The organism is Ohtaekwangia sp. (assembly GCF_036568665.1).
In the GTDB taxonomy this organism is placed as follows: Bacteria; Bacteroidota; Bacteroidia; order Cytophagales; family Cyclobacteriaceae; genus Ohtaekwangia.
Genome location: NZ_DATCSD010000237.1, coordinates 1 through 15,862 on the forward strand (window position 1 = coordinate 1; position 15,862 = coordinate 15,862).

Below are 15,862 nucleotides of genomic sequence, written 5' to 3' on the forward strand. Positions count from 1 at the left end.
GAGCTGCAAGAACTTTACTTCTCGCAGCTCGCAACTCAAACCTCGCAGCTATCTCTACGATTCTACCAGCGAAGTATTCTGGATCATATTCTTATGTATGAATGCTCCCAGGTGGTTTACGTTATGTTTCAATACTATATCAAAGTTCTTTTCTGCTTCGGCTGCGTTGCCATTGCCGAGACCTAAGTTACCGAGGGCCATCAGGTAATGACAATGAATTTTATTGCGCAGGTCAAGGTCCTGATCAAACACCAGCAAGTCCGGTAACGACACTGCGAAGTAATCGATCTTGATCTTGTCGAAGAGATGTTCTTCACCAAAGCCGATCAGTCGCTTGAATATCTTTTCAGCTTTTGCATGTTCACCTAATTTTTTCCAGGCCAATCCCTGATAGAAAATCTTATCGGGTTGCTGATCGTTGTAATATATAGCCTGTACCGGTTCGCTCAGCCCTACCGTTGCGCGGTTAAAATATTCGTTCGCTACGATCTGCTTGCCGAGTGCTTCGTAGCAACAGCCTTTTAAGTAGAATATATCATTCTCCTGTGCACCGTATAGTTTTCCTTCGCCCAGGTTATGCGGATATACTTCTGCTTTCTCCAGCAAGGTAAGGGCACTTTGATATTGTCCTTGCGCTATCGCCAGCTTTGCTAATTCTATATGTGCTGTTAAATACTGACCTACTACTTTACCTTCGCCACCTTCCCACGGGTGGAATATACGCGCCTCCAGAAGTTGTCGGGCCTTTTCGTATTGCTCCAGGTGATTGTAGAGCGTTATGCGTTCAAGGTATAGATCGTCACGGTCTTCAGTTAATGCGAGGTGTTTCTCCAGCAGTGCCAATCTTTCCTGGTGTGGCTTGTTCAGCTTCTTGTAAAGCTGGTCGAGTTCCATCAATACACGCGCATCGGTAGAGTCAAGCGCGAAAGCTTTCTCCAATGCCTTCAGTGCTTTCTGCTCGTTGTTCTGTTTGTTATGATACGCGAGCGCTATATTTCGATATACAGTAGGGAAGGAGGGATCAAGATTGATAGAAGCTTCCCAGCAAGCAATGGCTTCGGTATACTGGCGGTTGGCATACCAGAAATTGCCGAGGTAATACGGAGCCTTGGCGTCAGCAGTGTTCGCAGCTATAGCGTATTGCAATACATTTACATCTTCCACGCGGTTGGGGAAACAGTAATCGGATTTAGCTGCAGCGCCTTTGCTATACCAGCCTTGTGCCTGCGCTTTGTTATCCGACTTCTCTGCAAAATATCCGAGATAATAATATACCATCGGGTATATAGTATCTTTTCCGTTTATCGTCAGCGAGAGGAAATCAGTTGCTTCTGTATATAGTCCGGCATGCGCATAATCAAAAGTATATTCAATGTAATTATGCACATAGTCGCGTATCAGTTTGCGCAGGTATACCAGTTGTATTTCTGCGTTGGCAGGATTGAGATCTTTCAGCAGCAGGTAATTTTCGTAGAGACAGCCGTAGTTGAATTTATCCAGCGAAAGCGATTCACTTGCCCATTGTATTGCTTCATCTTTGCGGCCCAGCTTACGCAGAATAGCGGTCTTCAGGTGGCGGGCAGTATGGCTATGATAATTTCTAACGAGCGATTTCTCCACGAGATCGAGTGCCTCTTCAAAATTACCCTTGCGTGTAGCGATGCGTGCCAGGTTCAGGTATGAGCCATGCTGAAACGCTGCGTTCCAGGTTGCTTTATAGAATGCTTCGAATGCTTCATCAAAGCGCTCCAGGTGCGAGAGACATATACCGAGGTTGAAGTACGGCTCGCCATCATACGGGTTCGGGTTGCGTTGTGTTAACGTCTGTATAGCCGTTTGAAAGTAATGCTCTGCTTTTGCAAACTGTCCGCGTTTTAAATACCACAAACCCATCGCGTTGTTGTTGCGCACATCGCCCGGCTCTCTGCGTATAGCCTCTTCGTAGTAGTCGGTTGCTTTATAGGTTGCGTGGCGGTATTGTTCAATGTGTAGTCCTGTAAGGAATAATTGCTCAATGCTCGCTATATCTTTAGGATTTTTTGCCGGGTTAGCCGGGTTAGGCACAGCCTTCGATGTTTGTTTCTCCGGTCTGTACGATACCAGCAATTTTCCATCAGCCGCGGTCAGCTTGAAATATACTTTCTCGGCTATAGCTTTTACCGGCAGCGAAAGTGTTTGTGCGAAAGGTTGTGCCGGTGAAAGTGTAACGTTGGTAGCGAAAATTTCTTTTCCATCATATTCCACAACGGCTTTTGCATTTTCATAGAGCGCAGTAGTATATAGTTTGAGGGAGAGCGCGTTGTTATCGATCTCCAGGTTTACCAGCGCATCCTTGGTAGCATTCTTTACAACACCCAACTCGCTATAGGGCATGAAGTATTGTGTAAAAGTTCGCTCTTCAAAAGGTTGTATCCACGAGAAGTCCGGTTGATTATCCGTAAATACACCCGTCATCAATTCTATATAGGGACCATCTTCATCCGTCAGGTTACGATCCCACGCATAGCCAAATTCTCCGTTACCCCACGTCCATTGTTTTTTACCGGGCGATACATGGTGATTGGCCACGTGCAGCAAACCTCCTTTAGAGTCATGTTCATAGCCCCCCATAAAATCATAATTCGATTTGATGGCCATATAGGAAGTAGGCACCGGTATATTTTTATAGCGCGATATATCTACACCTGCCGAGTAATCTACTTTATAGTATGTACCCTTCGCGATTGGAAACTCCGATACATCGCGTTTACCATGATCGAATACAGCATGTACATCCGGAGGAAAAACCGATTGATAATCGTCATTTACTTTTACGGCCGGGTTTGCCCACCATAAAAATGTCTGCGGAAACGGAGTGCGGTTATAAAGCTTTACATTGATCTCGAGGTATGCTTTATCCGGATATAGTCTGAACCCCGCCATTCCTTTTGTGCGAAACATACGCTCCACTTCATTTACCCAAACCGTTTTACTTCCATCGTCATGTTCTTCAATTGTAAAATCGATCGGGTCAAATGTACTCGGGCGATGGTGCTGCGGCCAGTTAAATTCTATACCGCCCGATATCCACGGACCGGTCAGACCTACCAGCGCAGGTTTTATCACCTGGTTATAGTATATAAAGTGACGTTCCTTGATTTTATCGTACGCCATCTGCACACGTCCGCCCAGCTCGGGCAGTATCATAATCTTGAGATACTGGTTTTCCAGGAACAGTGCATGATAGGTTTTATCTTTTTTCTCATCGAGAATTTTTTCAATCACCGGATGTGGATAAACAACGCCGCTGCTCCCCTGATATACCCGGTTCTCGAGGAAAATTGGATTTTTTTCCGGTTTTCCAATGCCGTAGGTAGGGATCGTCACGTTTTCTTCCCAAACAGATACAATGTTGTTGCTTTTCATCTAAAACGATTGTTTTTTAGCAAAACTATAGGGAGTAGAACCGACATTCGATGGACTTCCTTTCTCTTTTGATGGACAATTTTATTACGGTATAGCATGCAGCAAGTGATTCGGAAGCGTGAGGGGTTTGAGGGGCAGCGAGCCATTGTATTGCCTAAAAAGATACTGGAGATCTGCGGCTATACTCCGCCCATCAATTCGCTATATATTACCGATATAGGTTTCTATCCGCGTGCCGCCTATCATTATCGCGAGCGGCCCGGAGGTATATCTCAGAATATACTTATATACTGCACCGAAGGTAAAGGCTGGCTCGAAGTGCCCACAGGTCGCTATAATGTTAGTCCCAATGAATTCCTGATTATACCGGCCGATATGCCGCATAAATATGGTGCAGATGAAACCTCACCGTGGACTATACATTGGATACATTTTAAAGGTATACAATCGCCTTACTTTGCTTCGCTGCTCTCGAAGCAGTATAAAGAGTTTGTAAACTATTCGCCATTCCTCGAAGAGCGCGTGCGCATTTTCGATTCTATTTATAAAGCATTGGAGTCGGGGTATAGTCTTGATAATCTGGCGTATTCGAGCATTAGCTTTTCATACTTCCTGGCATCGTTCAGCTTTACCGATAAGTTTGCTTCTGCGCACCATTCCATCGAGAAAGATTCGGTAGATATATCCATAGAGTATATGCAAAACCACCTCGATGTACCTTTAACGCTGGAGGAACTGGCATCATCAATTAATCTATCCGTGTCGCATTACTCCAGTATATTCCGGAAGAAGACCGGGTACTCGCCCGTGGTATATTTCAATCATCTCAAGATCCAGCACGCGTGCCGGTATCTTCAGTTTACTTCTTTGAGGATCAATGAAATAGCGATAAAATTAGGGATTGAAGATCCGTATTACTTCTCGCGGATGTTCACCAAGATCATGGGGATGTCGCCCCTGGAATATCGCAACAAGAAGCATTAATGGTCGATTCTCGACTGTCTGTTGCACCGTAAAAAAATCCATCATTAAAATCTAATTCTCCATTCAAACGGTTGCGTTTATCACAGACTTTTGTAGAAATCGATTTCGGATAAATGGGAAAAAGCTCGTATATATTTCTAATTAGTTTGATCGCGGCTTTCGGTGGATTGCTGTTCGGGTTTGATATCGCGATCTTCTCCGGCACTATTCCTTTTATACAGCCGCACTATCATTTAACAGAAGCACAACTCGGCTGGACTGGTAGTTCTTTATATGTAGGCTGTATTATCGGTACACTTATTACCGGCTACTTTACGGATCGCTTCGGTCGCAAGCTGCCGCTCACCATTGCTGCCGGTATATTTATGATCTCTTCTGTTTTGATGGGATGGGCCCCCAGCTATAGCATGCTTATCTTCTGGCGCATTATAGCTGGTATAGGAGTAGGAGCAGCGTCTATGCTGTCGCCCTTATATATAGCCGAGGTAAGTCCCGCAGCGATTCGTGGTCGCATGGTGTCCATCAATCAGCTCACCGTTGTCATCGGTATCCTGCTCGCATACTTTTCGAATTATATACTGGCCGATACCGCCAACAACTGGCGGTGGATGTTTACTTCCGGTTCTGTACCATCGGTTCTTTTCTTCTTCTGCGTATTTCTGGTGCCGGAGAGTCCGCGCTGGTTATTGAGTAAAGGATATATAGAGAAAGCAAAAGCTGTACTCGCAAAAATTTCCGGAGAGGCAGACGTTGATAAACAGATCAATGCTATACAACAGGTATCGCAGCGAGAAGTGAAAGGTAAACTTTCTGATCTCGTAAAACCCGGTATAACATTCCTGGTAGCGCTGGGTATAACCATCGCTATATTTCAACAGATCAGCGGAGCGAATGCTATATTCTTTTATGCGCCTATCATTTTCGAGAAGGCCGGCATGAATGTGAAGGATCAACTCTTTCAACAGATCATGATCGGTGCTATCAATCTCATATTTACTCTGGTAGCCATGCAGCTGGTAGATAAGCTGGGCAGAAAAAAACTGATGCTGGGCGGTGCTTCGCTTATGGCACTGTGGCTTTTCCTGGTAGGGCTGTGTTACTACTTCAACCTCTTCCAGGGATATATACTTACTTTCTTCGTGCTCGCTTTTATAGCCACGTATGCTACCACACTGGCACCGGTAACGTGGGTGCTCATCTCCGAAATATTTCCGACACGCATACGCGGCATTGCCGTATCGGTAGCAACGTGTATGCTATGGGTTGCGTGCTTTGCGCTGGCCTATGGCTTCCCGATATTGATTGAATGGCTGGATGCTCCGCAGACTTTCTTCCTTTTCTCGGGCATCTGCCTTCTATACTTTTTTATACTGCTTCGGTATGTGCCGGAAACAAAAGGAAAAACCCTCGAACAATTTGAGACTGAAATCATAAGACATTGATCAGACTGATCACCTGGTCATATACTATACCCAAAACTCCAAACGAATAATGCCTATGAAAATTCATCTTCCGCATGTTTACCACCACCCGGCTGCATACACCCTTGTAGCGGCAGGAGGAGCGTGTATATCCTGTGAAAATCTACAGGAGGAATTAGTAAGCAGAATAAAAATCTAACACCGTAAATATTATGAAAAATACTTTACAGTATATTTTGATCATCGTAATGCTGGCAGCCGTGCCCGGTACATTGCTGGCGAACCCGCTGGCAGACGTTGGTCAGCAGACTACCAAAGTATCAGGACAGGTAGTTGCCAGTGGATCGGATGGCGTGAAAGAAGTGCTGCCCGGTGTAAACATATTAGTAAAAGGTACAACAGTAGGTACTGTGACTGATGCAGACGGACGCTATAGCTTGGAATTACCTACATCCGATGCTGTGCTCGTATTCTCGTTCATTGGTTATGTTACGGAAGAAATTCCGGTAGGAGGGCAATCAACAATAGATATTAACATGACGCCCGATGTAGCTACCCTCAGTGAAGTAGTGGTAGTGGGTGCTGTGTTAAAGCGCAGCGATCTTACAGGATCAGTGGCCGCTATAGAAAGCGAGAAGTTGAAAGAACTTCCTACAACCAGCGTAACACAAGCCCTGAACGGACGCCTGGCCGGTGTATATATACAGAACTCTCCCGGTGTATCAGGTGGTGCAACCATTCGCGTACGGGGTAACAACTCTATACAGTTTGGTAACGGCCCTATATTTGTCGTGGATGGTTTGATTATGGATGGAGGTCTTAACCTGATCAATCCCAATGATATTGAAACGATCGATGTATTGAAAGATGCATCGGCTACTGCTATATATGGTGCGCGCGGTGCCAATGGCGTAGTGATCGTTACAACCAAGAAAGGTAAAAAAGGTCCGGGCCGTGTTACGTACGATGGCTGGTACGGTGTGCAGCAGTTTACCAAAACGATGCCGCGCCTCGGAGCCAAAGATATATTTGACCTGCGCGTAGATGCGTATGCCAATACCTATATGGATGCAAACCCGACTGCGAATCGCGATGCCTATATCAACAATGTATTGCTGAATCCGAACAGTCCGAACACACCTTTTGCGCCATACGAGTTTGATACCTATAACAGCGGCAAGAGCTATAACTGGCTGGATGCGGTTACGCGCAATGGTATACAACAGAACCATACCGTGAGTTTCTCTAAAGGAAATGACGATGGTGCATACTATGTAAGCTTCAACTATACAAAGAATAAAGGTTTGATGGAAAATTCTGACTACAACAGAATTACCGGAAAGATAAACCTGGAGCAGAACGTGAAGTCATGGTTAAAGATTGGTACGAATACCACCTATACCAGAAGTCATGAGTCGTATGTACAGGGTGATATATTTGGTATTGCCAACGGTGCTAACCCGCTGTTGCCGATTGATGATACAACCAAATACCTGAAGTGGGCTAACAACCAGAACATCGATGCATACAATCCTGTGCGCAGCTTGCGCATTGATGGCGATGGTTACCAGACACGTTTGATGACCAGTAACTATATAAGTGCGAAAGTTACCAGTAAGCTTACACTTCGTACAACGATATCATTCGATATCATGGATAAGAAAGATCTCTGGTATACACCACACGATCTCGGTCAGTCTATACGCAACAGTACATTTGGTACAGCGCAACAACGCAACGACCATTGGATGAACTGGCAGTGGGATAACACAGCAACCTATAATATACTCTCGGGCGATCATAACCTGACAGCGCTGGCAGGTTTCAGTATGCAGCACAATGGCTGGGACTATAATCAATTGGATGCAACCGGTTTTGCTACAGACGATTTCTCCTATAAATATGTAGGCGGTGCTTACCTGAAAGATAAATTCCAACTGGCTTCCGATTTTCAGGCAAACGCCATGATGTCGTATGTAGGCCGACTCAACTACTCCTATAACGAAAAATACTTTGCTACATTAACAGCTCGCGAAGATGGTACATCACGCTTTGGTCCTGGTCACAAGTGGGGATTGTTCCCTTCATTGGCTCTCGGCTGGAATATAGCAGAGGAAAATTTCTTCCAGAATCTTAATCTAAGCTTTGTAAATATAGTGAAGCTCCGTGCCGGCTATGGCAAGGCGGGCAATCAGAATCTTACCAACATTGATAACGTATCGATCAACTATCCCTATAAATCATTGTACTATCCATCCTATTCAAACGGATCAGTATCCTATATATCGGATGGAAGATTGGGTAATCCGAATCTTAGCTGGGAAAAGCAGAGCCAGACAAACCTCGGGTTGGATTTAGGTTTCCTGAGTAACCGACTGAACGTTACATTGGATTACTTCGATATCGTAAACGACAACCTGTTATTGCAACGAGATCTTTCTACTACAGCAAGTTTCAGCAACACCATCGTGAATGGCGGCACGCTTACCAACAAGGGTGTTGAGCTTTCAGTAAATGCAAAGATTATAAACCAGGGAAATTTCAGATGGAGTGTTTCTGCTAACGCATCATCGGCCAGAAACAGGATTACCAAACTCTATGGCGATGTACAGGCTATATATAAGAAGGGTGGCTATACCGGACAGGAAATTCAGCGTGAAGGAAATTACTTCCTGAACGAGTCTATCAATTCTATATATGTATATAAGTTCGATAAGATCGCGCAGGAAGGTGATATGGATCACGTAGCACAGATGAATCTTGGTGGACGTATTGTAAAACCTGGCGATATACTTCCGAAAGATATCAATGGCGATAACATCATTGATAACAAGGACCGCTATGTAGTGGGCCGCAAAGATCCGAAGTTCTATGGTGGTTTCTCTACCGATCTGGGCTGGAAGAATTTCTCTGTGAACGCAGTGTTCAGCTTTAACTACGGAGCTAAACGCATCAGTAGTTTGTATGAAAGTATGATGTATGGCAACGGTCTTACAGCAGCACACAAGGATTTGTTAAACCGCTGGACGCCTGAACATACCGATACCAATGTGCCAAGAGCCTATAGTGCTGCGGGTCGCTATAACATAAGTGATGTAGACCTCGGTGTGCAGAACGCTTCCTTCCTGCGTATGTCTGCCTTAACAGTAGCCTATACGTTGCCAAGCGCTATACTGAGCAAGGCAAAAGTGAATAACCTGCGCATATACTTTACCGGCAGCAACATGTTCATCATTACCAAGTACAAAGGGTATGATCCCGAAGGTGGCGATAGCTATCCTACATCGAAGCAGTTTATTACCGGTATCAACCTGAGCTTCTAATCGAAGTAATTATTACAACGCAAAAGAATTATACGATATGAAACATAAGAATGTGTTGGTGAAATTAATGGCGCTCGTGCTGTTGGTTTCAAGTTCTTGTTCGGATTTTCTAAACGAAGATCCGCAGACAGCGCTTACACAAGAAGAAGTATACGCTGAACTCGACAATATAGAGCCATTGATTTTGGGATTATATACCAGCTGGCGCAATACAAAAAAGGATCGCGGTGGATTTATATTCTCCCTGGGATCAGATGAATCGCAGCAGGGTGCATACCAGGTGAACACCGAAAGTGGTCAGGCAGGTTTGGATCGTTACGATGGATTTCTCGCACCCAGCAATACGGCTTTGGGTGGACAATGGGATTCTCGTTGGTTGGTGATCGGTCCGGCAGCACAAGCTATATATTCGCTGCGTGCTAACCAGCAAGACCCTGTGCGTAAGAACCAGCTTATTGGTGAAGCAGCTTTTATACGTGCATCACTTACCTTTGAGATGGCTATGTATTGGGGAGAAGTACCGGTGATCGATCTGGATAAAGTATCGGAATATGGTACTGCCAGACAGCCACTGCCAATTGTATATGGCGCTATCGAGAAAGATTTACTGATGGCTATCGAATATTTACCGGCCGATCAGAGTGACAAACGCAGAGCTACCAAAACAGCAGCGCAGGCTATGCTCGGTAAAGTATATCTGTATGCTCCGGAAGCATCTGGCTTCCGCGACTATGCCAAAGCAAAAGAACAGTTTGAGGCAGTAATCAACAGTGGTAAATATAGTCTCATTTCAAATGTAGCATCGCTGTGGGATCCGGCTAATCCGAACCCGGCAGAGTCTATATTCTCATTCCAGTTTAACAATATATACCCTGACAATAACCAGATACAATGGCAGATGGGATCACGCGCCTGCGCGAACCTGAACCAGTATTGTTACTTTGGCGGCTACGACCTGATGGTGCCAACCAAGTATTGCTATAGCACCACTGATAATGGTGGTCTGTGGGAAGATGGCGATCAGCGTAAAGACGTAAGCATTCGCTATGATTTTACTTACAACGGTAATACACCGGTAGTAGAAGGCTGGATGGGTGGAGACGAGCTCGATCCGCACGTGAAGAAGTATGAAGACATTCGCCTCGATGGTACGAACAGCTTCTGGTACTCTGGTAAAAATGTATACCTGATACGTTTTGCAGATATACTTTTGAACTATGCAGAAACATTGAACGAAACCGGCAACACCGGACAAGCCGTAATTGAAGTGAACAAAGTACGCGCTCGTGCGTGGGGCGGATCACTGCCGGCAGATAAAGAGTGGAACGGTGGTATGTCTGCATCCGAGTTCAGAACAAAAATCATGGACGAAAGAATGCGTGAGCTTTGCTTTGAAGGATGGAGAAGAATGGATTTGATCCGCACCGGTAACCTGGTGAGCCTGGTAAAAGCACGTAACAAGTGGACGGCACAATCAGGAACTATACAGGAATTTCATAACCGGTATCCTATACCTCAGCAAGAGATTCTTCAAAACGAAGATATCGATGAGAATGATCAGAATCCCGGATATGCCAATCAATAAAGTTTAGATTTAGTTAGTATAAAAGAGGCTTGTTCATGGAGCCTCTTTTTATTAATTATCCGTTGTCAAATCGATTAACCCAAAAGAAGAAGCATCTCTGAAAATCTTAATTGTCCTTCCTGTCTACCGAAGGCCAACGAAAGATTTTCCGGAGGTGCTTTACAAGTGTAAAAATCAATTTTGAAGGATAAGCATGATGAAGAAGAAACGAAATCTGAACCTGGTAATTTTTTTTGTACTGATAACCTGTGCAGCCTTTGCACAGAAGCAGACCGTGGTGGTCATCAAAACAGCGAACACAAATCTTATATATAAAACAGACAAGGACGGAGTATTAAAGCAATCATACTTCGGAAAACAGTTGGCTGATGCTGAAATTGAAAATGTACAAGTTACCAAACTGGATGCTTACCCCGCTTTTGGGAAATCGTATGTAAACGAACCGGCATTCCGTGCCGTGCATGCAGACGGTAATCTTACAACGGAACTGGTATACGTAAAGCATGAAACGCGCGAGCTTGCAAAAGATATAGTGCTTACACGTATTCAGTTGAAAGATAAATTCTATGATCTCTCGGTATATCTCTGCTTCAAAGCCTATCAGAAGGATAATATCATTGAACAATGGTCGGAGATCGTACACGAAGAAAAGAAAGATGTAACGTTATTCAACTTTGCTTCATCGCAGCTTGCACTCGATGAATCATCATACTGGCTCACGGAGTTCTATGGCGACTGGGCATCCGAGATGAACATGCGCGAGCAGCAGCTGAGTGAAGGTATAAAAGTACTTGAATCAAAATTAGGCGTGCGTTCCAACCAGTTTGGTCATGCATGCTTTTTGTTGGGAGTAAATGGTCCTGCAAAAGAAAATGATGGCACCGTAATAGGCGGTACACTGGCATGGCCCGGAAGCTGGCAACTGGAGTTTGAGGTAGATCAATCGAAGAACCTGCGCGTGATCTCCGGTATAAATCCGTTTGCCTCACAATATATACTCAAACCAAAAGAAATTTTTAAAACTCCGGCTTTACTATATACCATCAGTAATTCCGGTAAAGGCGAAATCACCAGGCGTTTTCATTCATGGGCACGCCAGTATGGTATATATAAAGGCGATCGTTCACGTGTAACGTTGCTGAACAATTGGGAAGCCACCTATTTTAGTTTTGATGATAAAATATTGAAGCAGATCATTGGCGATGCTGCCGATATGGGCTTCGATCTTTTCCTGTTGGACGATGGCTGGTTCGGAAATAAATATCCGCGCAATGACGACACGGCCGGGCTGGGCGACTGGGACGTGAACAAAAAGAAATTACCGCATGGTTTGGATTCGCTGTTAAAAGAATCAGAAAATAAAAAGATCAAGTTCGGTATATGGATTGAACCGGAGATGGTAAATCCCAAGAGCGAACTATACGAGAAACATCCTGAGTGGGCGATCACAGCACCACACCGCGATCTGGATCCGAGTCGTAATCAGTTGATACTCGATCTCTCCAATCCGAAAGTACAGGATCATGTATTTAGTGTTGTAGATAACCTGCTTACGAAATATCCTGCTATAGCATACCTCAAGTGGGATTGTAACCGCTATATCACCAATATAGGTTCATCGTATTTACCGGCTGATAAGCAATCGCACCTGTGGATCAAATATACCGAAGGACTGCTGTCAGTATTCAATCGCGTAAGAGCAAAATTCCCCGAAGTGCGCATGATGCTTTGCTCCGGTGGTGGTGGCAGAATTGATTATGCCTCTATGCCATTTTTTGATGAGTACTGGATCAGCGATAACACCGATGCACTCGATCGTATATTTATTCAGTGGGGAACAACCTATTTCTTCCCGCCTATAGGGTTGGCGAGTCACGTATCGGTAGTGCCGAATCATATTACACAGCGCACAACGCCTCTGAAGTTTCGATTTGATGTGGCGATGTCTGCCAAGCTTGGCATGGACCTTCAGCCAAAAGATATGACAAAGGCTGAAAAAGATTTTTCGCGCAATGCCATCCAGGTATATAATGGCATTAAACATATTATTCAGAACGGAGATCTGTACCGTCTGCTGTCGCCTTATGAAAGTAAACGCGTGGCGATGATGTATACCCTGCCAGATCAGAAAGAAGCACTGGTATTTTCGTATCTGCTGAAAAAAGAAATTTATGGTGACGATCAGACGCTATACCTGAAAGGTCTCGATCCGAAGAAACTATATACTTTAAAAGAAATTAACAAAGCAGTCGATAAATACTCATGGTTCTCTGCATTGGAAGGCAAGAAATATACTGGTGAGTTTTTAATGACGTACGGTGTGCGATTCCCGATGTATAATGAGTTTGAAAGTGTGGTGTTCCAGGTAATAGCGGATTAAAGAGGAAGGAATTAGTAAACGTATAGAACAAAGATGAAGAAGATACTGCTTGTAGTGTGGATGCTGTGTGCTGTTGTCGGTGCAGCTTTTGCCAAAGAGATACGCGAAGTAACCTCGCCTGATGGAAAGATAACGATCCGAATCAGCGTATCGGATAAAGTATATTATTCCGTTACCTATAAAGGTCAGGAGATTGTAGCGCCATCGGCCATTGCACTCGTGCTCGAAAATAAAACATTGGGTATAGCACCGAAGATAAAAAAGACATCGCGGCATAAACATAAAGGCGAGATCGCCTTGCTGTATGGTAATTTTAAAAAGCTGGATGATCGGTATAATGAACTGGTAGTTGATTTTACAGACAGCTATAGCCTGGTATTGCGGGCGTATAACGATGGCGTTGCTTATCGTTTTAAAACAGCCATCGCGGGTCAGATAAAAGTAATGGATGAAGTAGCGAACTTCAACATCACCGGTAATCCATCGGTGATATACCCGGAAACCGATGTGTTTACTTCCTGGGAAGTGCCATTTGTAAAATATCCGTCCATTGGAAATATACCCGATAATAAACGCGCTCTGACACCGGTAATGTTTTCGACTGACAAGACACGCGTGCTGGTAGGAGAGTCAGACGTACTTGATTATCCGGGTATGTACCTGAAGAAAACAGGCGATGCTATAAAAGGTGCGTGGGCAAACTATCCGAAGCGGACAGAGATGGGAAGCTGGGGTAATTTTGTTTCTGTAGTAAAAGAAACCGAGAATTATATAGCGCAAACCAATGGTACGCGTGAGTTTCCGTGGAGAGTGATTATTCCTACCGATGACGATCGTACATTACTTACCAATGATATAGTATATAAGTTAGCCAAACCTTTGGCCATACCAGATGTATCGTGGATAAAGCCCGGTAAAGCTGCGTGGGAATGGTGGCATGATGCTATTGTAGAAGATGCCGGTATACCTACCGGTATGGATAATCGTAACACTGCGCTCTATAAGCACTATATAGATTTTGCTGCGGCTAATCATATTGAATACCTGATGCTCGATGCAGGATGGTCCAATATATTCGATCTGTCGAAAGTAAATCCCAAGATCGATATGAAGGAGTTGATCCAGCATGGTAAAGATAAACACGTGGATGTATTTCTCTGGTGTGTAGCTACTACGCTGGTAAAGGACCTGGACAAGAACATGGATCTGATGCAGCAATGGGGTGTAGCCGGATTGAAAGTTGATTTCTTCGATCGCGATGATCAGCTCGCTATAAAATGGTTTGAAGATATAGCGGCAGCAGCTGCCAAACACAAACTCATGGTAAATTTCCACGGCTGTAGTAAACCTACCGGGTTGGAACGTGCATACCCGAACATTGTAAACTATGAGGCGGTGAGGGGGGCGGAATGTTCCAAGTGGGACTTCACCGCGAATCCGGATCATCACTTGCTTATACCTTTCATTCGTATGATAGCCGGTCCGTTGGATTATACTCCGGGCTCGATGCGCAATAAGACCAAAGAGAAATTTAAACCGGTTGATCCGGGATTGCCTTCATCGCAAGGTACGCGTTGCCATGAACTGGCGATGTACGTAGTGTTCGATCAGCCTTTCGCAATGTTGTGCGATGCACCGGCAGAGTATAGAAAGTATCCGGACATTATGAAGTATCTCTCCGCTGTGCCAACGGCTTTTGATGATACAAAGATACTCGATGCCAAAGTGGGCGAGTATGTAGTGATGGCCAAGAAGAAAGGCAACGATTGGTTTGTAGGTGCCATGAGTAACTGGAATGCGCATACTGCAGATGTTGATTTTTCATTCCTGCCGGCAGGCGAAAGCTATACTGCTGAAATATATACCGATGCGCAAGATGCTAATATAGAGGCTGCGCACTATATCTATCAATCATCCACGGTAAACAGCAAAACGAAACTAAGCTTGCCAATGGCACAAGGTGGTGGCGCGGTTATATACCTGCACAAGTGATAATGACTATGCGGCAACTTATGAAATATAGTATACCCGTAGTGCTTCTGTTTGTAACCGTAGTAGTTCACGGACAGCAGAAGCCGCTGCGCTTGCTATATGATAAACCTGCACAACGTTGGGAAGAGACATTGCCGCTGGGTAATGGCCGACTCGGCATGATGCCGGATGGTGGTGTTGAAAAAGAAACTATTGTGCTCAATGATATTACACTCTGGTCGGGAGGTGCGCAGGATGCCAACAACGAGCAGGCATATGAAAGTTTACCTGCTATTCGTAAACTTCTGCTGGAAGGAAAAAATGATGAAGCACAGGCATTGGTAAACCAGAACTTTGTATGCAAAGGTCCGGGCTCCGGCAGAGGCGATGGTGCCAACGTAGCGTTTGGATGTTACCAGGTATTGGCAAATCTGGAGCTTAGCTATAGCTATAAAAATATACCTTCCGGAAATATACCGGCCACTTCCTACAAGCGAGAGCTGTCATTAAACAACGCAGTGGCTACCAGCCAGTATACGGTAAATGATATACATTATACCCGTGAGTACTTTACCAGCTTTGGCGATGATATAGCCATGGTGCGTCTTACCGCCAGCAGGCCCGGACAGATTACCTGTAAAATTTCGCTTACACGTCCGGAACGGTTTGTTACTGTAGCCGATAAAGATGGCTTGCGCATGACAGGCCAATTGAACAATGGTACGGATGGTAAAGGCATGCTCTATGTCGCCAGAGTAAAAGCACAACTGAAAGGTGGCGAGCAGCATGTGGA

At 44.7% G+C, this 15,862-nt stretch carries 8 protein-coding genes; 7 read left to right on the forward strand and 1 reads right to left on the reverse strand.

The genetic code is table 11. The annotated features are described in order from the left end of the window. Positions 1 to 54: 54 nt before the first annotated feature. On the reverse strand, positions 55 to 3,405 hold the full coding sequence (locus tag VIN08_RS13195; protein WP_331965717.1) for a DUF5107 domain-containing protein: 3,351 nt from the start codon (positions 3,403 to 3,405) through the stop codon (positions 55 to 57). A 96-nt stretch (positions 3,406 to 3,501) separates the two neighbouring features. Between VIN08_RS13195 and VIN08_RS13200 the strand changes: the two genes are divergently transcribed. The 7 genes from VIN08_RS13200 to VIN08_RS13230 all read left to right on the forward strand — a co-directional run. Next, a complete protein-coding gene (locus VIN08_RS13200; RefSeq protein WP_331965720.1) occupies positions 3,502 to 4,389 on the forward strand; it encodes an AraC family transcriptional regulator in 888 nt (295 codons plus the stop codon). A 113-nt stretch (positions 4,390 to 4,502) separates the two neighbouring features. Then, entirely contained in the window at positions 4,503 to 5,831 is a 1,329-nt protein-coding gene (locus tag VIN08_RS13205; RefSeq protein WP_331965722.1) for a sugar porter family MFS transporter, read from the forward strand. A gap of 191 nt (positions 5,832 to 6,022) precedes the next feature. After that, positions 6,023 to 9,133: a TonB-dependent receptor gene (locus VIN08_RS13210; protein WP_331965725.1), complete on the forward strand. Its 3,111-nt coding sequence runs from the start codon at positions 6,023 to 6,025 to the stop codon at positions 9,131 to 9,133. A gap of 37 nt (positions 9,134 to 9,170) precedes the next feature. Then, entirely contained in the window at positions 9,171 to 10,718 is a 1,548-nt protein-coding gene (locus VIN08_RS13215; protein ID WP_331965728.1) for a RagB/SusD family nutrient uptake outer membrane protein, read from the forward strand. A gap of 193 nt (positions 10,719 to 10,911) precedes the next feature. Further along, positions 10,912 to 13,098, forward strand: a complete 2,187-nt coding sequence (locus VIN08_RS13220) for an alpha-galactosidase (RefSeq protein WP_331965731.1) — start codon at positions 10,912 to 10,914, stop codon at positions 13,096 to 13,098. A 33-nt stretch (positions 13,099 to 13,131) separates the two neighbouring features. Further along, positions 13,132 to 15,090, forward strand: coding sequence for a glycoside hydrolase family 97 protein (locus tag VIN08_RS13225; protein WP_331965734.1), 1,959 nt, complete (start codon positions 13,132 to 13,134; stop codon positions 15,088 to 15,090). Between the two features lie 8 nt (positions 15,091 to 15,098). Continuing rightward, the coding region (locus VIN08_RS13230; RefSeq protein WP_331965737.1) for a glycoside hydrolase family 95 protein at positions 15,099 to 15,862 on the forward strand (764 nt) is incomplete at its 3' end.